The sequence below is a fragment of the Bacillus sp. BS1807G30 genome, assembly GCF_040047675.1.
In the GTDB taxonomy this organism is placed as follows: domain Bacteria; phylum Bacillota; class Bacilli; order Bacillales; family Bacillaceae; genus Bacillus; species Bacillus altitudinis.
Window position 1 is genome coordinate 2,490,338 of sequence record NZ_CP157353.1, and the last position, 25,724, is coordinate 2,516,061.

Here is a 25,724-nt window from a genome sequence, read left to right on the forward strand (position 1 = left end):
TAGGGTAAACATCAAGGTGGGTCGGACAGTACCCTACTTATACAGTAAACTCTGAACGAAAAATGGAGGAGTTACGAGACAAGAAAACTCCATTCACAAGGGTGTATAAGACATTTAAATGCAAACATTTAAGTTGTAAAAGATATGTCACTATGCCCCCAATGCCTTTGATATCACTGCAACATTTGCCCTTTTATCAAGCAATGATTTTACAAAGTTTCTTCTTAATGCGCGGGGATTGATGTTTTTCAATCGTCTTCTTGGAATACTTATTTAATCGCTTCTGGATGTTATTATGTGTTTGTTGCATCTTCTTTAAGTTTTGGTCTACCTTTATATTCCTCTCACATCTACTTCAACATCAAATAAACCTTTTCATTTAATCATACAAAAAACCTCCTATACCGAAAGTGATATAAGCCAATAACAGGTGTAATTTCTTACGTTTCCGCTATACTGACCGTTTCACTAAACGATATAAGAGGTTGACTTGACGGGCTTTAGCACCCGATTTAAATTACGTCCCAGGAGAGATTCGAACTCCCGACCGACGGCTTAGAAGGCCGTTGCTCTATCCTGCTGAGCTACTGGGACATGTTGTTATGTAGTGTGCTTTGGTGTATTACCTCAGCGACAAGATTTATTATATTACTATTGTTCTTTAAAGTCAACGGTTTTTCGAAAGTTTTTTCATAAGGGGCAAATGCTGCACCCTTATGAAATACCTTCCAATATGACAGTGTTTTCGAGGTCTTGTATGACGTGACCTTCGTCCGTGAAAAACTGTACGTTTGCTTCGCTTCCATCTAGTGTCAGTATAGCATAGCTGCGCTCTTTGCGCACTCTTGGCAGGTGCACGCTGCCTGGGTTAATGAGCAGTTTTCCTCTTAGCAGCTCACTGCCTGGGATGTGCGAGTGGCCAAAGCAGATAATGTCTGCGCCTAGCTCTTCTGCACGGTAGTAGACTTGAAGCAAGGATTGTTTGATGCCATGCAGATGTCCGTGAGCGAGAAATAGTTTTCCGCCTCCATCCAGTGGGAGCAGGAGTTCTTCTTCAAAATCGCCCATAAAGTCACAATTTCCTTTGACGACTTTGTATCCTTCGAGTGCTGGGTGGTTCGTTTCGAGTTCTGAATCTCCGCAGTGAATCATCATGTCCACTTCAGCCGCATGCCGTTTGGCAATGGTTTGAAGTTCGTCTGTGAGTCCATGACTGTCACTAATGATGAGTATCTTCATGGCTTCATTCCCCCTTATTCATTTGCGTCTAGCAGTGATGAAAGCTTTTGAAGCGCAACCGCTCGATGGCTGATCTTGTTTTTCTCCTCTGGTGATAACTCGGCCATCGTCTGGTCTTTGTCTTTGACGATGAAAATTGGGTCGTATCCGAAGCCGTTTTCTCCAATCGGTTCTTCTGCGATAAAACCTTCTACTGATCCTTCTACCGTTTTGGTCTCTTTCCCCGGTATACTGACAGCCAGGGCACATCTAAATCTAGCAGTGCGGTCTTCTTTTTCGATGCCTTTTAGCTCATTCAGCACCTTTTCCACGTTCTCGGCATCGTCTTTATGCTCGCCCGCGTACCTCGCTGAATAGACGCCAGGTTTTCCGCCAAGGTAATCAATCGACAGACCCGAGTCGTCTGCAATCACCATTTCACCTGCTTTGGCTTGAATGGCCTCGGCTTTGATGATCGCATTTTCTTCAAAGGTATGTCCTGTTTCTTCGATCTCTTCCGTAAATCCGATGTCCGCTAGTGTTTTGACCGTGAATCCTTTTGGCTCAAGAATGGCTTTGAATTCTTTCGCTTTGCCCGCATTGTGCGTTGCGATGATGGCAGTTTTCATCTTGATCAAACCCTTCTCTTTATTCGGTAACTTCTCCTGTCACTGCTTTTTGCTTTTCAATTAATTCTTTGATGCCTTTTTCGGCTAAATCAAGCAGTCCGTTTAGTTGTTCTCTTGAGAATGTCGCTTCTTCGCCAGTGCCTTGAAGTTCAACAAAGCGCCCAGCACCTGTCATGATGACATTCATATCCACTTCAGCTGAAGAATCTTCTTCATAATTTAAATCTAACAGAAGTCCCTGTTTAGAATCAATTCCGACGGATATCGCAGCTAAATAATCAGTGATCGGATTTTCTTTCAAAACGCCTTCTGATTGAAGCTTTTGAATCGCTAGTGTCATGGCCACAAATGCACCTGTAATAGATGCTGTGCGTGTTCCGCCGTCTGCTTGAATGACATCACAATCAATCCAAATGGTGCGTTCACCAAGCTTTTCTAAGTCAACGACTGCGCGCAGAGCTCGTCCAATTAAACGCTGGATCTCCATTGTACGTCCTGTGACTTTTCCTTTAGATGATTCTCTTATCGTTCTTTGAGCCGTTGCTCTTGGAAGCATGCTATATTCTGCTGTAATCCAGCCTTTTCCTTCTCCTCTTAAAAAAGGAGGTACGCGGTCCTCGATAGATGCGTTACAAATCACCTTCGTATTTCCCGCTGAGATTAAGACAGAGCCTTCTGGATGCGTGATGTAGCCTGCCTGTATTTCAATTTTTCTTAATTCGTCGTATTGTCTTTCATCTAATCTCATGTTTTACCTCCGTTACAATATACATTCCGCGCGGGTGTCAGCGTGGTTCTCCTATTAACTTTGACAACCTCGATCCGTTCTAATCGCTTGGAATAAAAAAGAGGCAGCGAATGTGCATGCCTCTTTTTCTCCATTATATCAATGTGTGACGTTAAAAACTACCTGTATTCACTTGTTCTGGTCTTGAAACTGGCTTTGTGAGTTCTGTTCCTTTTTCATTCACAAGCTCTGCCTTTCCGTTTACCTTCACAGACACGCTTTTCACATCTGGCAGCTCTGTTAATGTCAGCACAATGCTATCAAGAACTTTTTGTGAAATGACCTTTTTCTTTTCATCTGCACTGCCAAAAATGGATTCATTGAAATCTAGTGTCACATGACCGTCTTTTACTTTCGGGACATCATTGAGCTTCACATCTTGATCAAAGTCTGTCAGCAATTGGCTTGTTTTGCTTGGCCCAGAGACGAGCTCATCAATGGCTGCTGTAATTGGATCATCCTCCTCTTTTGGTGCTCTTTTGGTCACCGGGACATAGTACGTCTGTTCATCAGATTCAGCTAAATAGTAGACGGTCACAGGCTTTGTTGATGTCATATCAGCCGCAGCCTCGTGCTGAATATTTATGCCGTCCTCTCTGCTTAAATCATCTGAAATCGGCGTCCCATTCACAGGCATCTCTTTTAATTCATGGCCATTCATCTTTAATTTGACTTTCGCTACTGAATCAAACTGCGTTAATGTCCAAGTGACCGATTGCAAAATGCGCTGTTCGTCTTCTTTTTTATAGTTTTTGAATTCATTTGAGAAATCAACAACCGCGGTGCCATCTTTAATATCGACAGATACGCTCGTGTCCGCCGGCAGCACGGCTCTGAATCCATTTGGCATCAGGTTAGAAATCGGTCCCCCGTCTACGAGGTATTCAAGTGTTTGTTTCGCACTTCCTTCGTTTTTCGGCAGCGGAATGGATTGAGACACAACATACCCATTTTTATCAATTAAATATAATTCTCTCATGACGGTATCTGCTTGCTTCTCTTCTTTTCCTTCTTTCGCTGTTTGTTTCTCTTCTTTATTTTCTTTCACAAACGTGACATTTTGTGGTGGATCAATCTCTGTTTTCGCTTGGTCTGTTTGAAACAATCCGCATCCTGATAAAAGCATGGCTGACGCAATACACGTAACAGCTGCTGTAGTTCCTTTTTTCAGCATACTTCACCCTCCTCTAGTGGTTTGTACTAGTATGTATACGAGCTCCCTCAGAGGATTAGACCCTTTTCATAAAAAAATAACCCACTTCCATGAGAAGTAGGTTATTGCTGATATACGTGTTCAAGCGAAACCGTTTCGACCTTCCCTGGCAGGTAGCCGAACCAGTCTTGAGCAATATTTTGAAAGTTTTGCTGCTCCCCTGTTGTATAAAAAGTATGAACAGGCTCTTCCTTCGAATCATTTAACAGCCCTTTATATGAAAGAATTGTGCTCGCTTCTCTCGCTGTTTCGTCTCCTGAAGAAATGATGTTGACGCCACTACCCATAAAGCGCTGAATCGGTTCTTTTAAAATCGGGTAGTGCGTGCAACCAAGAATGAGCGTATCAATGCCTTTTTCTTTCATCGGTTCAAGAGAAGCTTTTACGACTTCATCTGCTGTATGATCTAAAAACGTACCGCTTTCCACAAACGGCACCAGCATTGGACATGCCAGACTTTGAACAGTTAGTCCTGCTTTTAAAGAAAGCAGTGCTTCTTTATAGGCTTCACTTTTGATCGTATTGGCAGTGCCGATGACACCAATATGCTGATTGTTTGTGACCTTGATCGCTGTGCGGGCTCCGGGCTGGATCACGCCAATGACCGGGATATCAAGTGTTGCTTTAATTTCATCAAGTGCTATCGCCGTCGCAGTGTTACACGCAATGACAAGCATTTTAATATGGTGGTGTCTTAATAGGTAGTGCGCCATTTCCCATGTATATTGAAGAACCTCTTCTTCTGCTCGAGGGCCGTATGGACATCGTTTTGTGTCGCCTACATAAATAATCTTTTCTTTTGGCAGTTGTCTCATGATTTCCTTCGCAACGGTTAAACCGCCTACGCCGGAATCAATCACGCCGATTGGTTGATCCAACAAAATCGCCTCATTTTCTTTTCATTTGCTGCTGTAGTTTCGTTAAAGATTGGTTGAAAACGATGGCTTCTTCTTCTGAGAAAGCCCCTAGAAGTTCACTGACGTATTCTTGGCGTTTGACAATCACTTCTTGAATGATCCGCTCACCTTCAGGCAATAAATGAATGCGAACCACGCGGCGGTCAGACGGATCTTTCACCCGTTCAACAAGTTCACTTTTTTCCATTCGATCAATTAAATCGGTTGTCGTGCTGCAAGCCAAATACATCTTTTGTGATAGCTCACCTATTGTCATATCTCCGAATTCATAAAGCCACTGAAGCCCTACAAATTGAGGAGGTGTAATCGTATATTGATTCAGGATTTCTCTGCCTTTTTGCTTAATGATTGCAGCAATATGGCGCAATGATTTTTCAATTTCTGCAACATGGCCTGACTCATTCGTTTCCATTTCATTGATACCTCACTATAGCATCTCACTTTGATTAAAACGTACATTCCTATTTTCCTCGTTTTTCAAAGAAATTGCAAGAAGAGACTCATGGAAACGATATAGAAATAACCGGCTCCTCCCTGGTGCGGAAGGAAAACCGGCTGACGTTAGAGCTCTAGCTCACCCATACGCAGAAGCTCGACTACGGCCTGTGAACGACCTTTGACTCCTAGCTTTTGCATGGCATTCGAAATATGATTTCGAACAGTCTTTTCGCTAATAAAAAGCTCGCTTGCAATTTCTTTTGTTGTTTTATCTTGGACGAGCAATTCGAATACTTCTCTTTCTCTTTTGGTTAATAGCGGCTTGGATTGAAACTCTTTCTCCTTCAAGTATTGTAACCCTCCTTGCTAAGGTGAGAGCTCTAGTCTCTATAGAATGGGATTCTGTATAGTCGAGATATCATATGCCGGGTACTTGAGGTAGGTGACGTTAAAATCGAGAATTCCCGCAGATGAGCGTCCAATTTCCTCCCCTTCAAACCGCACAAAAAAGGACGAGTCCCCTATAGAGACATCGTCCTTGATCAAACAAGCTGTTAAAATATCGAAATGGCTCCTGTTAAAAGAGCAATTAGTGTTGTAAACAGGGCTGTTAATACGGTCCATAGCAGTGCGTACTTTTGCAAATCACCAATATCTTTATTCAGCATACTCACAAGCAGTAATGTGGAAGCGACAAGCGGACTCAGCAAATGGACGGGCTGTCCGATAATAGAGGCGCGCGCAATTTCTACTGGATCAATTCCGTAAGCTGCGCCGGCCTCAGCTAAGATTGGCAGCACCCCGAAATAATAAGCATCATTTGAAAGAACAAATGTAAATGGCATACTCGTCAAAGCGACAATGAGTGGAAAAAATGAGCTGTATGAATCTGGAATCATGTAAATGACCAAGTTAGCAATGGACTCCACCATTTTTGTTCCCGAAAAAATGCCTGTGAAAATTCCTGCTGCAAACACAAGGGTAATGACCGTTAAAGCATTTCCTGCATGCGATAAAATCCGCTCACGCTGATCTTCCACTTTTGGATAGTTGATCATAAGCGCAATGACAAAGCCAATGAGAAAGAGTACAGGAATCGGTACGATATCCAATACAAGTGTAGCCATGACAGCAATCGTCAGGAAGAAGTTAACCCAAATCAAGTTTGGTCTCTTCATATCAGCTACGCCATCTTCAATTGATGCCGCCAATTCAGGAGAGATCGAGACCTCTTCTTTATACTGAATCTCGGCAACCCCAATGCGCTTCCGTTCTTTTTTTCCAAGAACATACGCTGTAAAAAGGATAAAAAGACCGCCCCCTATCATCGTCGGGAGTAATGGAATGAAGAATTCCGCTGCATCTAAACCAAGTGCAGCAATCGCACGAGTAGCTGGACCGCCCCAAGGCGTCATTCCACTCATAATGCCTAGTGATAATAATGAAATCGTCCCTAAAATCAGTGGGTTCATCCCAATTCTTAAGAAAAGTGGCAGCATAGCTGATACGGTAATCATGTACGTTGTGGTCCCATCACCATCTAATGCAACAAGCATAGACAAAATCGCTACCCCAAAAGCAATTTTGACCGGATCGCCTTTCACAAGACGTAAAATCAGTTTGATCAACGGGTCAAACAATCCAGCATCCAGCATGACACCGAAGAATAAGATGGCAAATAACAATAAAGCAGCAGATGGTGCAACGGTCTTGAGTCCATCAAGCATCATGTCCCCTAATCCGCTGTAAAATCCACCGATTAATGCAAAGATGATTGGCACAACGGTTAGAGCCACCACCGGATGCATACGTTTTGTCATAATAAGAAATGTAAAAGTCACGACCATCAAGATCCCTAAAATAGCTAGCACTTCATATCCCTCCATCCTCTTCTTTACACGATCCACAAGCGCCCCTTTTGCACTTGCGGCCCGAAATGTTAGCGCTTTCTATTTCAAGGATATAATAGCTTTTTTTATAATGAAAATATCGATTTTTTCGTCTATTCAATAAATTTTTTTTATAATTAGCCTTGCTGACTTCTTAAAAACTCAATGAATGCTTTCACAACAGACAAATGAAGGGAATCCGGCTGGTACATGAGCCATGTATCTCTTAAAACAGGCTGTCCATCTTTATACGAAAGACCTTTTACAAATAGCTCATCACTTGGTCTGAGGCAAATTTCCGGGACAATGGCATAACCTAAACCATGCTTCACCATCTCTTTTGATGTATCTTGCCTGTCTGTCTCCATTGTCACAAGCGGAGGCATCGTGAATGTCTCCTGCCACCATCTGTTAATCAATCGTTTTAATGAACTATCCGTGTGATAGTCAATGAGCGGCAGCTTTGGTAGGTCCTTTAGCTGTATTTCTGATTTTGAAATGATACAAAGGCGTTCTTTATCAAGCAAAAATCGCTCTCCATTCCAGTCGTAATCTCCTCTTAAAATGCCTAAATGTACACTTGATGTCCCTAATAAATCCATGACTTTTGTGCTCCATCCTGTGTTCACCATAAATTGAACATGTGGATACTGCTTAGAAAACTCTCTTAAAATTTCCGGCAGTTTATATTGAGCAAAGTTACTCGACACCCCTAGCCTGATCGTTCCTTTGACCTTTTTTTGCATATTGAGCATGCCATCTTTCGTTTGCTGGAGCTGCTTGAGCATGTCATTTGCGTATTTAGCCAAGTATTCGCCCTCTGATGTAAATTCAATGCCTCGTTTTCTTTTAAAGAAAAGCTTCATGTCAAATTCCTCTTCAAGTTGTTTCAATCGATAACTTAAGGCAGGCTGCGAGACAAATAATTTTTCTGCCGCTTTTGTGATGTTCTTCTCTTCATATAGCACCTTTAAAAACCGCCAGTCTTTCTCATCCATTGTGTGCCCTCCTTTTGACCTTGTTATAAAAATATTTTATCAGTTTCTCTTAAAATAATGTATTTAACTTATTTCTTATTATACTTTACCATTTTGATTAGATAAATAGTAACTAAACAATTGAGGGTGAGAGCAATGAGAAAAGTTCCAATCACAATCATGCGAGGCGGTACAAGCAAAGGGGTCTTCATTCAAGCAAATGATGCACCTTACGAACACGATGAGCTCGAAGCATTTCTATTAGACATTATGGGCAGCCCTGACCGGCTACAGGTTGATGGAATCGGGGGTGGCAATTCTTTAACAAGCAAGGTGGCCATTATCGACAAAGCCACTCGTCCAGATGTGGATGTGAACTATACGTTTGCACAAGTCAGCATCAATGAAAGATTTGTCGACTTTAAAGGAAACTGTGGGAATATCTCATCAGCAGTTGGACCGTATGCCATCATTAAAGGACTTGTCCAAGCAGTTGAGCCTGTCACAACAGTACGTATTCTGAATACCAACACGAATAAAATCATTGTGGCAGAGGTAGAAGTCGAGAACGGAGAAGTAAAATTTGAAGGACAGGCAGAAATTCCAGGAGTGAAAGGAACAGGATCTCCCATTTATTTATCCTTTGAGAAACCTGAAGGCGCTGTCACAGGTAAAACCTTTCCGACTGGAAACAAAATGGATACGATCCAGACAAAGTTTGGAGAGATTCCGATCTCAATCGTTGACATTGCAAATCCAATCGCCTTTGTCCGTGCCAAAGATATTCAATTAAAAGGAACTGAATTGCCTGAGGAGTTTACAGACGAATTGCTGGATGATTTAGAAGAGATTCGTTCCATCGCTGCTGAAATGTGCCACTTTGCACCAAAAGAACTGGCCACATTACAGTCTCCAGCTGTTCCTAAGCTTGCAATTATTAGCGAGCCTGCTGATTATGTAGATACAAATGGAATATTGAGAAGAGCAGCAGATATGGACATCATCGTTCGGATGCTATCGATGCAAAGACCGCACCAAGCACTTGCCATTACCGGATCTGTCTGTGTGTCAGCCAGCTGTTTCATGGATCAAACGCTTCCAGCTCAGCTGTTTCAAGGAAAAGATGACACCCTCCGTATTGGGCATCCTGCTGGTATTATGCAAACTGAAATTGATATCTCACAAAATAGAGTGAAAGTCATTCGAACCGCAAGAGAAATTCTAGATGGAGTGGTCTTTACAAAACAAGACTACATGGTTCAACCTCAAATAAAAAGAGAAGCATAAATGAGACGTCATCTTGTCGACAAAGAGCTAAAATGAACTGATTTTAGCTCTTTGTCTTTTTTTCAGTGTGAAGATCTTAAAGCAATCCGTTCTAACATCGAATGCAACGGTTTGTCTACACACTCATCGAACGAGAAATTGTCTACTTGGGCGGTGCATCAATATCTCCTGCTGAATGGGCTTTTATATGTCCTTGATCATCTTTTAACTGAATATGACCATAACGGTTCACGCCACAGCAAATCCCTTCCTGCCATGTTTGCTTTTCACGATCTAATGAAATACGAAGCGGTTGATTCAGCCGATATAATCGTTTGTTATAAAGGGCAATGAGGGCTTCAAATCCTTCCATTTGCCAGCGTGCATGGTATTTTTCAAAGGCAGCTGCCAAATCTTTCACTAGCTGGTCGGCTTTCACCTCAGTGAGTTCTGATAGGCAAATGGTTTTATACGGAACGTGCTCCGGCTTTGTCTCTACATTGATGCCCACACCGATGTAAATGGCACTGCGGTCTGCTTCAATTAATGTGCCAGATACTTTCGCTTCATTAATCAATAGATCATTTGGCCATTTGATTGCCAGCTGATCCTCTGCTCTCATGAGTGGTTTGAGTACATCATAAATCGCGAGTGCCGTCAGCGGGGCAATCGTTGATTGGGTGGAGATATCTACTGGAGGTTTTACTGTCATCGTGACAGCCACATTCCCTGTAGGCGTTTCCCACGGTCTGCCGAGCCTGCCTCTCCCTGCTGTCTGCTGCCGGGCATATACGGCAAATGAAGGGATTTCTCCTTGCTGAATGAGCCTCTTCGCTTCATTATTTGTACTATCAATGGTGTCGTATTGAAAAATCTTCATGTGATCTCCTTTTGTTTCTTCTTCATCTGATTTTTTTATTATAACAAAATGAAGCATCTACCCGTGATTCTTTAATGTCGCTGGGCCTGAAAAGTTTCTTTTTCCTCTTCTGTAAACGGTACAGGGGCACCGGTGTCTTTACTTATTTGCACCATCGTGACAGAGCCTGTAAAACACGGTTCTTGCTGCTCATTTTCTCCTAAATAATGAAGGATGAGAGAGCTTGATCCAACCTTTTCCGGCTTTACATACACACGCAGCCTCTCACCGATCTCCACTTGCTTGATGTAATCACATTGAAGGTTTGCCACGACCGTAATCGTCTCTCTCGCTCGCTTCATTCGTTTATCTACAATTCCTGTTTTTTGAAAGAAGGCAATCCGCGCCTCTTCAAAATACACAAACGGGGTGACATTGTTCATGTGACCAAACATATCCGTTTCTGAAAAACGGACGGTTGTTTCCACATAAAATCGAAACGATGCCCTCCACTCTTCAAACGGTTCTTCAATATATGACGGCAGCCTCATTTGACCCACTCCTTATTCGCAAACAAAACGCCTCTCCCGTATTGGAAGAGGCGTTTGTTATGTTATTGCATCCAGCCTCTTGTAAACACTCATCATGATTGGCAAGGAGGACTGAATGTGATGTTATTCTGCGTGATCGCTTCCGAAGAAGTTACGGAAAGCTTGTAATGTTGTATCTCGGTTAAGTGCTGCAATTGATGTTGTGAGCGGGATTCCTTTCGGACAAGCCTGCACACAGTTTTGAGAGTTCCCGCAGTTTGCAAGACCGCCATCACCCATAATTTCTTCTAAACGGTCAGACTTATTCATTGCACCTGTCGGATGTGCGTTAAATAGACGAACTTGTGAAAGCGGTGCAGGGCCCATAAAGGAAGACTTATCATTTACGTTTGGACAAGCTTCAAGGCAGACACCACATGTCATACACTTTGAAAGCTCATACGCCCATTGACGCTTTTTCTCAGGCATTCTTGGTCCAGGTCCAAGATCATATGTGCCATCGATTGGCACCCATGCTTTGACTTTTTTCAATGAATTGAACATACGGCTTCGATCAACCTGCAAGTCTCTCACAACCGGGAAAGTTTTCATCGGCTGAAGACGAATCGGCTGCTCTAGCTTGTCAATTAGTGCTGTACATGACTGGCGAGGCGTTCCATTAATGACCATGGAACAAGCGCCGCATACTTCTTCAAGACAGTTCATGTCCCAGTTAATAGCCGTTGTTTTTTCACCTTTTTTATTGACCGGGTTACGTCTGATTTCCATGAGTGCGGAAATGACGTTCATATTCGGACGATATGGGATTTCGAATTCCTCATCATAAGGCTTGCCATCTGCTGTATCTTGACGTGTGATAATAAATTGAATCGTATTTTTTTCACTCATCTTATTTCTCCACCTTTTTCTTCGAGTAATCTCGTTTACGAGGTGCAATTAACGATACATCGACGTCCTCATAGTGGAATGCAGGTTTTTGGTTTTTCCCTTTGAACGTAGCCATCGTTGTTTTTAGGAATTCTTCATCGTTTCTTTCTGGGAATTCCGGTTTATAGTGTGCGCCTCGGCTTTCATTCCGGTTGTAAGCCCCAATCGTAATGACGCGTGCCAGCTGAAGCATGTTGTCAAGCTGACGCGTGAAGGCAGCGCCTTGGTTGCTCCATGAAGCTGTATCGTTGATGTTAATATGCTTATAGCGCTCCATTAGTTCTTCAATCTTCTGATCTGTTTTTAAGAGCTTCTCGTTGTAACGAACCACTGTCACGTTGTCCGTCATCCATTCTCCAAGCTCTTTATGAAGCACATATGCATTTTCTGTGCCATCCATGCTAAGGATGTTGTCCCATTTCTCCTGCTCTTTCTTCACGGCACTGTCGAATGTTGCAGATGATAAATCTTCTGCAGACTTTTCAAGACCGCTAATGTATTTCACAGCATTTGGTCCAGCAACCATTCCGCCGTATATCGCAGAAAGCAATGAGTTTGCACCAAGTCTGTTTCCGCCGTGCATAGAGTAATCACATTCTCCGGCAGCAAACAAGCCTTTGATATTCGTCATTTGATCATAATCAACCCATAATCCGCCCATTGAATAATGAACAGCCGGGAAAATTTTCATCGGAAGCTTACGCGGGTCATCACCCATGAATTTTTCATAGATTTCAATGATTCCACCAAGCTTAATATCAAGCTCTTTTGGATCTTTGTGAGAAAGATCTAGGTACACCATGTTCTCTCCGTTGATGCCAAGCTTTTGCTCAACACATACGTCGAAAATTTCACGCGTTGCAATGTCACGCGGTACAAGGTTCCCGTATGCTGGATACTTTTCTTCAAGGAAGTACCAAGGTTTTCCGTCTTTATATGTCCAAACACGTCCACCTTCACCACGAGCTGATTCACTCATGAGACGCAGCTTGTCATCTCCTGGGATCGCTGTTGGGTGAATTTGAATGAATTCTCCATTAGCATAATGAGCACCTTGCTGATAAACGATCGATGCAGCTGATCCGGTATTAATCATGGAGTTCGTTGATTTACCGAATACGATACCAGGGCCGCCTGTTGCCATGATGACAGCATCTGAACGGAAGGATTCGATTTCCATTGTCGTCAAGTTCTGCGCGACAATGCCTCGGCATACTTCCTCGTCATCTAAGACAGCACCAAGGAATTCCCAGCCTTCATATTTCGTCACAAGCCCCGCTACTTCATAGCGGCGAACCTGCTCATCTAGTGCGTATAATAACTGCTGACCTGTTGTCGCACCAGCAAATGCTGTACGGTGGTGCTGTGTTCCCCCGAAACGGCGGAAGTCCAGTAATCCTTCTGGTGTTCTGTTAAACATTACACCCATACGATCAAGTAAGTGGATAATGGACGGCGCTGCTTCACACATTGCCTTTACTGGCGGCTGGTTAGCTAAAAAGTCTCCGCCATATACCGTGTCATCAAAATGCTCATAAGGTGAATCTCCTTCACCTTTTGTATTGACCGCTCCGTTAATTCCGCCCTGTGCACAAACAGAATGCGAACGTTTTACAGGTACGATTGAAAATAGTTTAACAGCTGTTCCCGCTTCTGCTGCTTTGATAGTTGCCATGAGACCAGCTAAGCCGCCTCCGACAACGATGATGCTAGAATTACTCATTGTAGCCCCTCTCCCTCTTCTACTAATCTATTTCCTCTTAAACAAAAGCGAAAATTGCTCTTAGCCCTACATATGAAAGCGCTATAAATATACCTAATGTCACATATGTGGAGATTCTTTGTGAGCGTGGTGAAACTGTAATTCCCCAGCTGACAGCAAATGACCACAAGCCATTAGCAAAGTGGAAAATAGTAGATAAAACGCCGACAATATAGAAACCTAGCATAAATGGAGAGCTTAAAATATTCGCCATCATGTCATAGTTTACTTCAGCTCCAAGCTGCGCTTGAATGCGTGTTTCCCATACGTGCCAAGTGACAAAAATCAATGTGATGATACCTGTAATCCGTTGCAGTCTGAACAACCAGTTTCTTAAGTAACTGAAGCGAGACGTGTTGTTTTGTGCCGTAAAGGCTATGTACACCCCATAAACAGCATGATAGATCAGTGGTAAGAAAATCACGAACAGCTCAAGTGCATATCTGAATGGAAGCTGTTCCATAAAGTGTGCAGCTTTGTTAAACGCCTCTGGTCCATTCGTCGCAAAGTGGTTAATCACTAAGTGCTGTACTAAAAATAGACCGACCGGAATGACGCCAAGCAAAGAATGCAATCTCCGATAAAAAAATTCTTTGTTCCCCGACATTACTTTACCCCCTAGTAAAAAAAGTGCAATTGCTTGAAAATTGTCTTACCCCCGCTTCTTTCAATTGTAAGCACTTTATTCAAATTTATTGACAATTTCATTTTACTCCTATGTCAAAAAAGCGTCAAGAAACCGCGTACATAAATTAAAATTTTCCGAAATTTAAAAGTTTTAAATCAAAATTCGTTTTACTACAATAAGAATTTCTTAGACTTCAGGGAAAACTCTGTCATCATATGCCCACATAAGCTATAATAAATTGTTGAAAGAGGGGAGCCATACAATGAATAAATTCGAATCTAACTTAGAACAGCTAAAAGAAATTGAAGTCAATGGATTTGCCTACGAGCTGATACGCGAAGTTCTGCTGCCTGACATTCTTGGTCAGGATCATTCATCTATGATGTATTTTGCGGGTAAACTGCTTGCTCGTAAATTTCCTCAAGAGTCATGGGAAAAGATCCCCGAATTTTTCCATGATGCCGGATGGGGAACTCTCACGATGGTCCATTCTAAAAAACAGGAAATTGAGTTTGAGCTCGAAGGTCCACTTGTATCGAATCGACTCAGCTATCAAAAGGAGCCATGCTTTCAAATGGAAGCAGGTTTTATCGCTGAACAGATTCAGCTTCTCAATGAGCACGTGGCTGAATCCTATGAACAAGTAAAAAAGCGTGCTGATAAAGTCATTTTAACCGTTAAATGGGATTTAAGAGACCCTAGCTAACACTGTTTATGAAAGGCGATGACTTCGTGTCACGCCTTTTTTATATACCCTTCTATCATAGCACAGTTGGCGTAACGGTTTACGCACGTTTTTCTTTCTTCATATGCTGATGATTTCCAATATAAAAAAGAGGTGTATCTTTTTATGGGATACACCTCTTTTGAAGATTTATGAATGAGCAGCGGCGCTCACCTTTGATAATTCAAACGCATCATGAAGGGCTTCTACAGCTTTCACCATATCTTCACGATCAACGACTGTTGAGACTTTGATCTCAGACGTACTGACCATTTTCACTTGAATGTCTTTTTGAGCTAACACCGCGAACATTTCAGCCGCAACGCCTGGGTTTGAGACCATACCAGAGCCAACGATAGATACTTTGGCTAATTTGCTTTCTGTCTCAATCTGCTCATAACCAAGCGCACCTTTGTATTCTTCTAATACTTCAACTGTTTTAGACAAATCATCCGTTTTCACAGAGAAAGAGATGGAGGTCTGATTGGTGTTTGTGACAGACTGAATGATGATATCGACATTGATATTTTGCTTTGCAAGTGTCGTAAAAATAGTCGATAGCGTTGTTAAACCGCTTGAAAGGCCGCATACCGTCACGCGTGTCATCTGATCTTCAAATGCAATGCCTCTTACAACTAAATTTTGTTCCATGGATGATTCCTCCTCAATTAACGTACCCGATTCATTTTCAATACTAGAGCGGACTTCTAGTGGGATTTGATAATTTTTCGCAAATTCGACCGCTCTCGGATGCAGCACACCTGCTCCTAAATTGGCTAACTCAAGCATTTCATCGTATGAAATTCCTGCAAGTTTTCGCGCAGACGGTACATAACGAGGATCTGTTGTAAACACACCTGGTACGTCCGTATAAATATCACATTTGTCCGCTTTGAGTGCCGCAGCTAGTGCCACTGCTGTCGTATCTGATCCACCACGCCCAAGTGTTGTAATATGTAGATCATCCGCAATTCCTTGGAAACCTGCTACAACGACGACTTTTCCCGCACTCAGTTCTTCTTTGATTCTTACTTCATCGATGTCCACGATTCTTGCATTTCCGTGCACCTTCTCTGTTTTCATCCCAGCTTGCCAGCCTGTAAAGGAAATGGCATCATAGCCTTTTGCTTGCAGTGCCATGGCCAGTAACGAAATGGTCACTTGTTCTCCAGTCGTGAGCAGCATATCCATTTCTCTTTTGCTTGGTTCGTCTGTGAGTTCTTTCGCTAGGTCTACTAGAACATCCGTTGATTTGCCCATCGCAGACACAACCACGACCACATCATTTCCTGCTTCGCGTTCAGCGATGACTCTCTCTGCGACATTGCGAATTTTTTCTGTCGATCCAACAGATGTTCCACCAAATTTTTGTACAATTAGTCCCATGTCTACCACCCTTTTTCAAAAGATCACGTGTGAGAGAAGAGGCTGCGGAGATTGCTCTCTGCACTGCAAATAAAAAAGCAATGAGAGAACAAATCTCCCATTGCTTTAAAATCATCATCAAACGATGCAAACAATGAGATAGCCCTCCAAGAAATACATTCTTGACAGCCCTACATTTCTTCAATGTACAGCCAGCGAATAAAATGAGTGGATTTTATTCACTTCGGCGACGCTCCCCTTTCAGCCCTCTTCCTAGATCCCCTCGATCTCTGAAGGCTTACTCTTGAAGTTCGCACCTCTATCTTCAACAAACAACACGTTCATTTATTAAATTAGTCACATCTTAACAGACTTTTGGAAAAAGTACAATCTATTTTTTTAATGCCTCCATTAAAAGTTCAGCCGTTTGTTTCGGAATACCAGCGTCCTGAAAATCCTGGATAGAGGCTTCTTTCATCTTTTTCACAGAGCCAAAATGTTTAAGCAACTGCTTTTTACGCTTTTCTCCGATACCTGGGACATCGTCTAGAATAGACTGAAAAGCATTCTTCCCGCGCAGCTGCCGGTGAAAACTAATCGCAAATCGGTGCACTTCATCTTGAATACGCTGCAATAAATAAAAGGCCTGACTATTCCGTTCCAGCGCAACAATTTCAAGCGTATCACCCATCATCAGATTCGATGTCCTGTGTTTTTCATCTTTCACAAGACCTGCCACAGGAACAGACAGATTTAATTCATTTTCGAGCACATCTATGGCTGCGTTGATTTGTCCTTTTCCTCCATCGATTAAAATCAAGTCAGGAAGCGGCAGTTCATCTTTTAACACACGGGTATACCGCCTTCTAATGACTTCACGCATGGAAGCATAATCATCAGGCCCCTCAACGGTTTTAATTTTGTATTTTCGGTATTCCTTTTTATACGGCTTCCCGTCTTGGAAGACAACCATAGCGGAAACGGGGTCTGCTCCTTGGATATTGGAGTTATCAAAAGCCTCAATCCGGTATGGCATATAAATATTGAGTGCATCTCCAAGCTGCTTCACTGCACCAATTGTCCGTTCTTCATCACGCTCTATAAGCGAGAACTTTTCTTTGAGAGCAATTTTGGCATTTTGGTGGGCAAGTAAAAGCAAATCCTTCTTCTTTCCTTTTTTCGGCTGATGAACATTCGTTTCAAGCAATTGCTCAATCATCTCTTGATCGACGCTGTCTGGCACCAAAATTTCCTTCGGCAAAAAGTGGTTGTTCTTTTCATAAAACTGCCCCATAAACGTGAGAAATTCTTCCTCAGGGTCTTGATACATCGGAAATAGGCTGACATCACGTTCGATTAATTTCCCCTGTCTGATGAAGAAGACTTGGACACACATCCAGCCCTTATCATAAGCATAGGCAAATACATCGCGATCGGATAAGTCACTCATCGTCATCTTTTGCTTTTCCATCGTTGAGTCAATGTATGCGATTTGATCTCTCAGCTCTTTTGCCCGCTCAAATTCTAATTGTTCGGCCGCTTCTTGCATCTTCTCTGTTAATTCTTTCTTGATTTGCTGATGTCCTCCGTTTAGAAATCTTGTGATCTCATCAACCAGCTGCTTATTCGTTTCTTCAGAAATGTCATACACACACGGAGCAAGACATTGTCCAAGATGATAATAAAGACAGACTCGGTCAGGGAGTGTCGCACATTTTCTAAGTGGATATAAACGGTCGAGCAGCTTTTTCGTTTCTCTTGCTGCTTGTACGTTCGGATATGGACCGAAGTATTTCCCTTTATCCTTTTTCACATTGCGAGTGACAATCAGCTTAGGGTGACGTTCATTCGTAATTTTAATAAAAGGGTACGTTTTGTCATCCTTGAGCATGACATTGTATTTTGGGTCATATTTTTTGATTAAATTCAGCTCTAAAATAAGTGCCTCAATATTTGAAGAGGTGACAATGTATTCAAAGTCTTCGATTTCACTGACAAGCCGCTGCGTTTTGGCATCATGAGATCCTGTAAAATAAGAGCGGACCCTATTTTTTAATACCTTTGCCTTTCCCACATAAATGATCGTATTTTGTCTATCTTTCATTAAGTAACAGCCTGGTTGATCAGGTAAGACTGACAGCTTTTCTTTGATCAATTTGTTCATATTTTCATCCGTCCTTGTTTTCCGCTTTCACTCCTTCTAGTGTATCACGAACATTTGTTTTATACCACGATGAAAGAAAAGCGGCTCTCGACTATACGAGAACCGCTTTTTAAGATCATGCCACGCGGGCATAGATCGGTTTATAGATGTTTGTTTACAAGCTCAGCTAGTGCTTCTTTTGGTTTGAAACCAACAGACGTTTCGACGACTTCACCGTCTTTTAAAACAAGAAGTGTTGGGATACTCATAACGCCGTATTTACCAGCAGTTTCTTGGTTATCATCCACATCAATTTTAACAATTTTCATTTTATCGCCCATTTCTTGATCAAGTTCTTCAAGAACTGGAGCAATCATTTTACAAGGTCCGCACCAAGGTGCCCAAAAGTCTGCAAGAACAACACCTTCTGCAGTTTCTTGTGAAAATGTTGCGTCAGTAGCTTTTACGATTGCCATTATTCATTCCTCCAATGTAAATTATGCTTTTTAGTATAGCATCTACCAATGTGACTTGCGAATGAAATGCTTACGAATTATTTTTTATGAAATGAATTAAAAAACAAACCGTATAATCGCACCAATAACAACAATCGCACCAATGATCATCAGAATGGTTCTAAGCATATGACATGACTCCCTTTCCGCTTCATTTACAATGTATGATGCCCCAACATTCTTCTCATCAAACATTGAAATATGCGATCAAGCCAGATCGACGGTCAACATGACAACCGACATAGGCGGCAGATCAATAGTCAGCTCGCCGTGCTTAACAGCAAATTGCCGAAAGTCCGCAGGCTGAACAGAATGAGGATCATCGAACGTATTGTGCGCATTCATCCGATCAGCTGTCAGCACAAGGCCAGTGACCTTCGTTTTTGCATCGACTCCCTCTATCGCAAGAGATACGTCTGCTTTTTCATGGGGATTCAAATGACATAAACTAATATGCATCTTGTCAGATGACCGCGAGGCTGACACACTAACTTGAGGGATTTTTTCACCCCGGCGTTCATACGAAGGGGCCTTCAATTCTACTTCAAGCGCTTCTTCTTCTTGATGCACTTGAAACATGTGAAATACGTGATAGGTTGGCGTCAGGAGCATCTTTTCGTCCTGCGTTAACACCATCGCTTGCAGCACATTGACGGTTTGGGCAATATTCGCCATATGAATCCGCTGGCAATGGCGATGAAAAATATGAAAATGCAAGGCACAGACTAGGGCATCTCTTAATGTGTTTTGCTGATACAAAAAACCTGGATTTGTCCCCGGTTCTGGATCATACCATGTCCCCCATTCATCAATAATCATCCCGATTCGCTTGTCTGGATCATAACGATCCATGATTTTTCCGTGTTCCACGACAAGCCGCTCCATTTCATACGCCTTTTTCAGCGTTGTAAACCACTCATCCTCATCAAAATCGGTCGCTGACCCTTTTTTCTCCCATGTTCCTGGGACCGTATAGTAATGCAAACTGAGCCCATCCATCCAAGGCGCTGCACGCTCCATTAATACTTTTGTCCAATTCACATCATTTGAATTCGCACCGCATGCAATTTTGTAAATGCGCTGACCAGCAAATTCTCTCACATACGTTTGGTAGCGTTTATATAAGTCTGCATAATACTCTGGCGTCATATTTCCACCGCATCCCCAGCTTTCATTGCCTACACCAACATACGTCAGCTCCCACGGTTCTTGTTTTCCATTTTGAATGCGCCAATCCGACATAGGTGTCCCCTTAGGAAATGTGATATATTCAATCCATTCTGCTAATTCTTGAACAGAGCCGCTTCCAACGTTTCCACAAATATAAGGCTCACATTCAAGTAATTCACACAGTCTCATAAATTCATGTGTACCAAACGCATTTGATTCAACGGTGCCACCCCAATGAGTATTCACCATCGGCTTTCGTTCACTAAGGTCACCGACGCCGTTTGCCCAATGATACTCGTCTGCAAAACAGCCACCCGGCCACCTCAGCACCGGGATATGTAATGCTTGAAGGGCCTTTAGCACATCAGTACGAATCCCTTCAACATGATCAATCTCTGAATCTTTCCCTACCCAAATTCCGTCATAAATTCCTCTTCCTAAATGCTCTTGAAAGTGTCCATAGATGTGTTTAGAAATGCGTCCAATCACTTCATTGACTTTTACTGTCCCATTCACTTATAAACCGCTCCTTTGTTTCGTGATGACATACAAAAAAACCCAGAATACCTAGGCATTCTGAGTGTATGAGCGTTAAGAGTGGATATTCATGTTTTTTAACTCTTCATTTAAAAGCGGAACGACTTCGAATAAGTCACCAACTATTCCGTAATCAGCGATTTTGAAGATTTCAGCTTCTGGGTCTTTGTTGATCGCAACAATAACTTTACTGTTAGACATACCTGCTAAATGCTGAATGGCTCCTGAAATTCCGCAGGCAATATAAAGGTCAGGTGTAACGACTTTACCGGTTTGACCAATTTGCAAGGCATAATCGCAGTAGTCAGCGTCACATGCACCACGCGAGGCACCGACTGCTGCGCCGAGTGTTTGGGCAAGTTCTTTCAGCGGTTCAAAGCCTTCTTTGCTCTTGACCCCCCTGCCTCCTGCGACAATGACCTTCGCTTCAGATAAATCTACACCTTCTGATGTTTTTTTAATGACTTCCTTCACGATCGTTCTTAGGTTTTGAATATCGACAGAAACTGGCGTCACTTCTCCGCTGCGTGACGCATCACGCTCCAGCGGTGCCACGTTGTTTGGACGGATAGTAGCCAAAAGCAGACGATCTGTTGAAATGACTTTTTCAAAAGCTTTTCCTGAATAAATCGGTCTAGTGAAAACAAGATGTTCACCGGTAACGCTTACATCTATTGCATCTGAAATTAAGCCTGTTTGCAGGCGTGCAGCTATTTTAGGTGACAAGTCTTTTCCGATCGATGTATGACCGAAGAGCACTGCATCAGGATTGACTTGATCTAATATTGCCTGAAGCGCCTGCGCAAAACCATCAGACGTATAATAAGAAAGATGCGGGTGCTCGACGATCATCACATGATCCGCTCCATAATAAAGCAGTTCATCCGCTTGGTCTTTGACGTGATCCCCTATTAAAACGCCAATCACTTCACCGCCATCAGCCACCTCGTGAGCGGCAGCAATCGCTTCAAATGTCACATTTCTTAATTTACCGTCACGACTTTCTCCAAGTACAACAACTTTTTTACTCATCCTTTAAGCTCCCCCTTGTTCTCGTGATATCGTAAAGTGGATGTTTAGATGACTTTTGCTTCATTTCTTAGCAGGTCTGTCAGTTCCTTGACCTGATCCTGAAGCTCGCCGCTCAGCACCTTGCCACCCTCTTTTTTCTCCGGTAAGAAACGTTCGATTGTTTTGATTTTAAATGGCACATCGTCTTCATCTAGATCTAGATCGTCTAATTCCAGTTCTTCTAAAGGCTTTTTCTTTGCCTTCATGATTCCTGGTAACGATGGATAACGAGGCTCATTGAGACCTTGCTGCGCGGTGACCACTAGCGGAAGCTCGGCAGAAATCACTTCCACATCTCCCTCTGCATCTCGTTCAATTGAAGCTGAGCCGCCGTCGATTTGAATACTTGTAATGGTTGTGACATATGGAAAACCGAGTAATTCAGCAAGACGCGGGGCCACCTGTCCAGACCCGCCGTCAATCGCTACATTCCCTGCTAAGATCAAGGAAGCTTCTTTATCCTTGAAATAGTGATATAGAATTGTAGAAGCGGAAAATTGATCCCACTCCTCCAAATCATCTTCAACATTTAATAAAACGGCTTGATCGCAGCCCATTGCAAGTGCTGTTCTAAGCTGTTTCTCCGCATCTTCATTGCCAACTGTCACGACTGTTACTTCTCCCCCGTGCTCATCCCGAAGCTGAATCGCTTCTTCAATTGCGTACTCATCATAAGGATTAATAATGAATTCTGCCCCATCTTCTTGAATAGCACCAGACTGAATAGAGATTTTCTCTTCCGTGTCAAACGTACGCTTCATTAAAACAAAAATATTCATTCATTTCTCCCCCTTGTGTCGTACTAATCCCTTATTCCCCTTTAAAATTCGGTTTACGCTTTTCGATAAAAGCTTGGATGCCTTCTTTGGCATCATTCGACTGGAACACCTCACCAAACTTTTTGGCTTCCAGCTTCATTCCGCCATCATATGAGTACACTTTTGTCGCATTCAATAACTCAAGCACATACTCAAGCGTTTTAGGGCTTTTCGCTGCAAATTTCGCCGCCAATGTTTTGGCTGTTTCCAGCGCTTCGTCCTCTGTTTCCGCAAGTTTTGAAACAAGTCCGCAGGCAAATGCTTCTTCTCCTGTAATTGGCTCAGCTGTTCCCATCATTTCAAGTGCTTTAGCTGATCCAACGTAGCGAGGCAGGCGCTGCGTTCCGCCGAATCCTGGGATAATACCGAGATTTAATTCCGGCAGTCCCAGCTTTGCATCTTTTGTGGCGATTCGAATATCACACGACATCGCCAGCTCAAGCCCGCCGCCTAATGCTGCCCCGTGAATGGAAGCAATCACCGGTTTTGGACATTGTTCAATTCGTTCAAATACTTGCTGTCCTCTGTCTGCAAGGCTGGCATAATCAGACTCTTCCTGCAAGGTCGTAAATTCTTTAATATCAGCACCTGCTGAGAAAAATCTACCTACTCCATGAATGACAATTGCTCTCACTTCACTGTTTTGTTCAAGCTGATCAAACATGTCGTTGAGTTCAGTGAGAAGCTGAGAGGATAAGGCATTTGCAGGTGGGTGTTGAATCGTGATGAGTGCTGTCTGTTCGTCTTGGTGTAAGCTAAGTATTTTTTCCATGTCAATCATCCTTTTTCAATTGTCTTTAAGATTGATGTATTCCGTTTAAGAGAAGATCATGTACACTTTCTGCGAGTGCAGGCAAGTCATATTTTTGATCATTCATGACCCATGTTGTAGCGGTTTCATCAATCGTCCCAAATACCATTTGTCTCGCTAAGCGGACATCTAGATTTTGTCTAAATTCTCCTGTCTTCTTTCCCTCGGTTAAAATGGAGTCGAGCATATTTAAATACCCTTTCAGCACCTCATTGATTTTTTGGCGCAGTTCAAGGTTTGACTGCCTGAGTTCAAGCTGTGTCACAAGGGCCAAATGATGGTCTTGTGATAGCAGGCGAAAGTGTTCTCGAATGAGGAGAAGAAGCTTTTCTTTGGCAGATGGTTTCTTTTGAATATCTGTTTCCATCCGTTCGATGAATTGTCCCATTTTTTCTTTAAACAACGAGATCAGAATATCCTCTTTGTTTTTGAAATAGAGATAAATGGTTCCGTCTGCTACTCCTGCTTGTTTGGCAATCTTTGAAACTTGTGATTGATGGTAGCCGTTCTCTGCAATCACCACAACGGCTGCATCAATAATTTGCATGTACTTCGGTCTTTTCTGCTTCAATGTGCTTCGTCCCTTTCTAAATTGAATGAGCATTCATTCATAACTTTATGTTAAAAAGAAACGAGTGATTTGTCAAGTGATGTTCTTCTTTCTTTTCAACCTTTAGCATACCAGAGCAGACACGTACAATTCAAATCATCCGGCCGCTTGACCGGATGATGCTGGTTCATTCTCTCATTGATCGACTGGTTCTTCTGTTGAAGATGATTGCTTTCTTTTTTCTTCTTCAATTAACACTCTGCGCAAGATTTTCCCTACAGCCGTTTTAGGCAGTGATTCCTTAAATTCGTAGACACGCGGCACTTTAAATGAGGCAATTCTTGTTCTAACAAAACGATCCAGTTCATCCTCTGTTACATAGGCATCCTTTTTCGGGACAACAAAGGCTTTTACTGTTTCCCCTCTATACGGATCTGGAATACCCGCCACAACAACTTCTTGTACAAGCTCATGCTCATAAAGGGCTTCTTCAACCTCTCTTGGGTAAATATTATAGCCGCTCGCGATGATGACATCTTTTTTCCGGTCTACGATATAGAAAAAACCATCCTCATCCATATACCCAATGTCTCCTGTGAAAAACCAGCCGTCTCTTAACACTGCCGCAGTCTCCTCCGGCTGATTCCAGTATCCTTTCATGATTTGAGGACCTTTGACGATAATCTCTCCGTGCTCATATGGCGCTTTGAGTCCACCCGTTTCTTCACAATAAATACCGGCATCTGTATTCGGCCAAGGGCACCCGATACTTCCTATTTTGTTCGCTCCCCATAAGAAATTGGCATGAGTGACAGGAGAAGTTTCTGAAAGTCCATACCCCTCCACCAGCCTTCCTCCTGTTAGTTTTTCAAAGCTCTGTTTGACTTCAACAGGAAGAGCGGCCGATCCGCTTAAGCATGCGGTGATGGATGATAGGTCATACTTTTCAATATTCGGATGATGAAGCAGGGCAATATACATCGTTGGTGCTCCTGGGAACAGCGTCGGTTTCTGTTTTTCAATGGTCTTCAAGGTATCCGCTGCATCAAAACGCGGAAGAAGAATCATTTGATGACCTTCTTTGACTGCAAGGTTTAGCACGGTCGTCATGCCGTATACATGAAAGAACGGAATGATTCCAAGAATCCGCTCTTTTCCACGGTTCGTTTTATACATCCAGGATGCACACATTTCTGTATTGGCTAATATATTTTCGTGTGTGAGCATGACCCCTTTTGGTAAACCTGTCGTTCCGCCTGTATATTGCAAAACTGCGACATCCTCTTTCGGTTGAAAGGATATTTGCGGAATCCGTTCTCCTGACGATTCTTTCATGATCTGTGAGAAATGATGAATGGTATCACTCTTCTCCACTTGGATGACCATGTTGTTTTTTCTTCGCTGGACAATCGGAAACAATATGTTTTTCGGAAATGGCAAGTAATCTTGTAATTTTGTGATGATCAAATGTTCCATACTTGTCAGCGCTTTCATTTTATAGGCCTTTGGATACAGTAGATCGAGAGTGATCAGCACCTTAGAGCCGCTGTCCTCCATTTGATATTCCAGTTCTTTCTCCGTATAAAGCGGATTGGTTTGAACGACAATGCCGCCTGCTATTAAAACCGCATAATAAGAGATCACCGATTGCGGGCAGTTTGGCAGCATAATCGCTACTCTGTCGCCTTTTTTGACACCGATGTCAATCAAGTGACTGGCTAATTTCAGTGCATCTTCTTGTAACTGCTGGTAGGTGATGTTTTTTCCTAAAAAATGAATGGCTGTATGCTCAGGTGCTGCCTCTGCGGAGCTGAATAAGTAAGATTGCAACGTTTCATTTGGGATGGTGAGTTCGTGGGGAATTTGATTCGGGTAATGCAGAAGCCAACGTTTATCTGACTGCATAAAAACCCTCCTTCCTGAACTTTCGTACTATTTTATTATAGCAAACTTTTCCTT

Annotated in this window: 25 protein-coding genes, 1 tRNA gene, 1 pseudogene and 1 riboswitch; of the genes and pseudogenes, 2 read left to right on the top strand and 25 right to left on the bottom strand. The window is 42.6% G+C overall.

What is annotated here, in order from left to right; genetic code table 11:
* Window positions 1-128: 128 nt before the first annotated feature.
* From ABG082_RS12825 to ABG082_RS12875, 11 genes and pseudogenes are all read right to left on the bottom strand, one after another.
* Window positions 129-301 (bottom strand): annotated as a pseudogene (locus ABG082_RS12825) (tyrosine-type recombinase/integrase); the annotation flags it as partial.
* Between the two features lie 219 nt (window positions 302-520).
* A tRNA-Arg gene (locus ABG082_RS12830) sits at window positions 521-594 on the bottom strand.
* Between the two features lie 120 nt (window positions 595-714).
* Window positions 715-1,239, bottom strand: a complete 525-nt coding sequence (locus ABG082_RS12835) for a metallophosphoesterase (protein ID WP_348936159.1) — start codon at window positions 1,237-1,239, stop codon at window positions 715-717.
* Between the two features lie 14 nt (window positions 1,240-1,253).
* Entirely contained in the window at window positions 1,254-1,856 is a 603-nt protein-coding gene (locus ABG082_RS12840; RefSeq protein ID WP_345911010.1) for an XTP/dITP diphosphatase, read from the bottom strand.
* Window positions 1,857-1,866: 10 nt separating this feature from the next.
* Window positions 1,867-2,595 carry a ribonuclease PH gene (gene rph / locus ABG082_RS12845; RefSeq protein ID WP_060781252.1) on the bottom strand — a complete coding sequence of 243 codons (729 nt, stop codon included), beginning with the start codon at window positions 2,593-2,595 and terminating at the stop codon, window positions 1,867-1,869.
* 151 nt (window positions 2,596-2,746) lie between these two features.
* Entirely contained in the window at window positions 2,747-3,808 is a 1,062-nt protein-coding gene (locus ABG082_RS12850; RefSeq protein ID WP_213406895.1) for a GerMN domain-containing protein, read from the bottom strand.
* A gap of 101 nt (window positions 3,809-3,909) precedes the next feature.
* Window positions 3,910-4,728 carry a glutamate racemase gene (racE, locus tag ABG082_RS12855; protein WP_282833768.1) on the bottom strand — a complete coding sequence of 273 codons (819 nt, stop codon included), beginning with the start codon at window positions 4,726-4,728 and terminating at the stop codon, window positions 3,910-3,912.
* Between the two features lie 7 nt (window positions 4,729-4,735).
* Entirely contained in the window at window positions 4,736-5,176 is a 441-nt protein-coding gene (locus ABG082_RS12860; RefSeq protein ID WP_007501606.1) for a MarR family transcriptional regulator, read from the bottom strand.
* Window positions 5,177-5,325: 149 nt separating this feature from the next.
* Window positions 5,326-5,550, bottom strand: coding sequence for a spore germination transcription factor GerE (gene gerE, locus ABG082_RS12865; protein ID WP_003184172.1), 225 nt, complete (start codon window positions 5,548-5,550; stop codon window positions 5,326-5,328).
* A 206-nt stretch (window positions 5,551-5,756) separates the two neighbouring features.
* Entirely contained in the window at window positions 5,757-7,073 is a 1,317-nt protein-coding gene (locus ABG082_RS12870; protein ID WP_024718630.1) for a citrate:proton symporter, read from the bottom strand.
* Between the two features lie 155 nt (window positions 7,074-7,228).
* Entirely contained in the window at window positions 7,229-8,089 is an 861-nt protein-coding gene (locus ABG082_RS12875; RefSeq protein WP_007501609.1) for a LysR family transcriptional regulator, read from the bottom strand.
* Window positions 8,090-8,224: 135 nt separating this feature from the next.
* On the opposite strand from ABG082_RS12875, the gene ABG082_RS12880 reads away from it, so the two are divergent.
* Window positions 8,225-9,355, top strand: coding sequence for a PrpF domain-containing protein (locus ABG082_RS12880; protein WP_060832540.1), 1,131 nt, complete (start codon window positions 8,225-8,227; stop codon window positions 9,353-9,355).
* 142 nt (window positions 9,356-9,497) lie between these two features.
* Here the strand turns inward: ABG082_RS12880 and ABG082_RS12885 are convergent, their stop codons facing one another.
* From ABG082_RS12885 to ABG082_RS12905, 5 genes are all read right to left on the bottom strand, one after another.
* Window positions 9,498-10,214, bottom strand: coding sequence for a biotin--[acetyl-CoA-carboxylase] ligase (locus ABG082_RS12885; RefSeq protein WP_348936160.1), 717 nt, complete (start codon window positions 10,212-10,214; stop codon window positions 9,498-9,500).
* A 71-nt stretch (window positions 10,215-10,285) separates the two neighbouring features.
* Window positions 10,286-10,744: a thioesterase family protein gene (locus ABG082_RS12890; protein WP_007501614.1), complete on the bottom strand. Its 459-nt coding sequence runs from the start codon at window positions 10,742-10,744 to the stop codon at window positions 10,286-10,288.
* Window positions 10,745-10,867: 123 nt separating this feature from the next.
* The gene (gene sdhB / locus ABG082_RS12895; protein WP_008345969.1) at window positions 10,868-11,632 is read right to left on the bottom strand and encodes a succinate dehydrogenase iron-sulfur subunit; all 765 of its coding nucleotides are present in this window, start codon (window positions 11,630-11,632) and stop codon (window positions 10,868-10,870) included.
* A 1-nt stretch (window position 11,633) separates the two neighbouring features.
* Window positions 11,634-13,394 (bottom strand): succinate dehydrogenase flavoprotein subunit, encoded by a 1,761-nt coding sequence (gene sdhA / locus ABG082_RS12900; RefSeq protein WP_008345971.1) that lies wholly within the window; start codon window positions 13,392-13,394, stop codon window positions 11,634-11,636.
* A 37-nt stretch (window positions 13,395-13,431) separates the two neighbouring features.
* Window positions 13,432-14,040, bottom strand: coding sequence for a succinate dehydrogenase cytochrome b558 subunit (locus ABG082_RS12905; RefSeq protein ID WP_007501622.1), 609 nt, complete (start codon window positions 14,038-14,040; stop codon window positions 13,432-13,434).
* A 283-nt stretch (window positions 14,041-14,323) separates the two neighbouring features.
* Between ABG082_RS12905 and ABG082_RS12910 the strand changes: the two genes are divergently transcribed.
* Window positions 14,324-14,767, top strand: coding sequence for a YslB family protein (locus tag ABG082_RS12910; protein ID WP_008345974.1), 444 nt, complete (start codon window positions 14,324-14,326; stop codon window positions 14,765-14,767).
* Window positions 14,768-14,935: 168 nt separating this feature from the next.
* On the opposite strand, the gene ABG082_RS12915 is transcribed toward ABG082_RS12910, so the two are convergent.
* From ABG082_RS12915 to ABG082_RS12955, 9 genes are all read right to left on the bottom strand, one after another.
* Window positions 14,936-16,171, bottom strand: coding sequence for an aspartate kinase (locus tag ABG082_RS12915; protein ID WP_348936161.1), 1,236 nt, complete (start codon window positions 16,169-16,171; stop codon window positions 14,936-14,938).
* A 131-nt stretch (window positions 16,172-16,302) separates the two neighbouring features.
* Window positions 16,303-16,480, bottom strand: a riboswitch (Lysine riboswitch).
* A 61-nt stretch (window positions 16,481-16,541) separates the two neighbouring features.
* On the bottom strand, window positions 16,542-18,314 hold the full coding sequence (gene uvrC, locus ABG082_RS12920; RefSeq protein WP_007501627.1) for an excinuclease ABC subunit UvrC: 1,773 nt from the start codon (window positions 18,312-18,314) through the stop codon (window positions 16,542-16,544).
* Between the two features lie 140 nt (window positions 18,315-18,454).
* Window positions 18,455-18,769 carry a thioredoxin gene (gene trxA / locus ABG082_RS12925; RefSeq protein ID WP_007501629.1) on the bottom strand — a complete coding sequence of 105 codons (315 nt, stop codon included), beginning with the start codon at window positions 18,767-18,769 and terminating at the stop codon, window positions 18,455-18,457.
* Between the two features lie 246 nt (window positions 18,770-19,015).
* Window positions 19,016-20,494 (bottom strand): alpha-N-arabinofuranosidase, encoded by a 1,479-nt coding sequence (locus ABG082_RS12930; RefSeq protein ID WP_272511767.1) that lies wholly within the window; start codon window positions 20,492-20,494, stop codon window positions 19,016-19,018.
* A gap of 75 nt (window positions 20,495-20,569) precedes the next feature.
* Entirely contained in the window at window positions 20,570-21,547 is a 978-nt protein-coding gene (locus ABG082_RS12935) for an electron transfer flavoprotein subunit alpha/FixB family protein (protein WP_007501631.1), read from the bottom strand.
* A gap of 44 nt (window positions 21,548-21,591) precedes the next feature.
* Window positions 21,592-22,365: an electron transfer flavoprotein subunit beta/FixA family protein gene (locus tag ABG082_RS12940; protein WP_007501632.1), complete on the bottom strand. Its 774-nt coding sequence runs from the start codon at window positions 22,363-22,365 to the stop codon at window positions 21,592-21,594.
* 31 nt (window positions 22,366-22,396) lie between these two features.
* Entirely contained in the window at window positions 22,397-23,176 is a 780-nt protein-coding gene (locus ABG082_RS12945; protein ID WP_348936162.1) for an enoyl-CoA hydratase, read from the bottom strand.
* A gap of 25 nt (window positions 23,177-23,201) precedes the next feature.
* Complete coding sequence (locus tag ABG082_RS12950) at window positions 23,202-23,786, bottom strand: TetR/AcrR family transcriptional regulator (RefSeq protein ID WP_017358246.1); 585 nt, start codon at window positions 23,784-23,786, stop codon at window positions 23,202-23,204.
* Window positions 23,787-23,960: 174 nt separating this feature from the next.
* Window positions 23,961-25,670 carry an AMP-binding protein gene (locus tag ABG082_RS12955; protein WP_348936163.1) on the bottom strand — a complete coding sequence of 570 codons (1,710 nt, stop codon included), beginning with the start codon at window positions 25,668-25,670 and terminating at the stop codon, window positions 23,961-23,963.
* Between the last annotated feature and the right edge of the window lie 54 nt (window positions 25,671-25,724).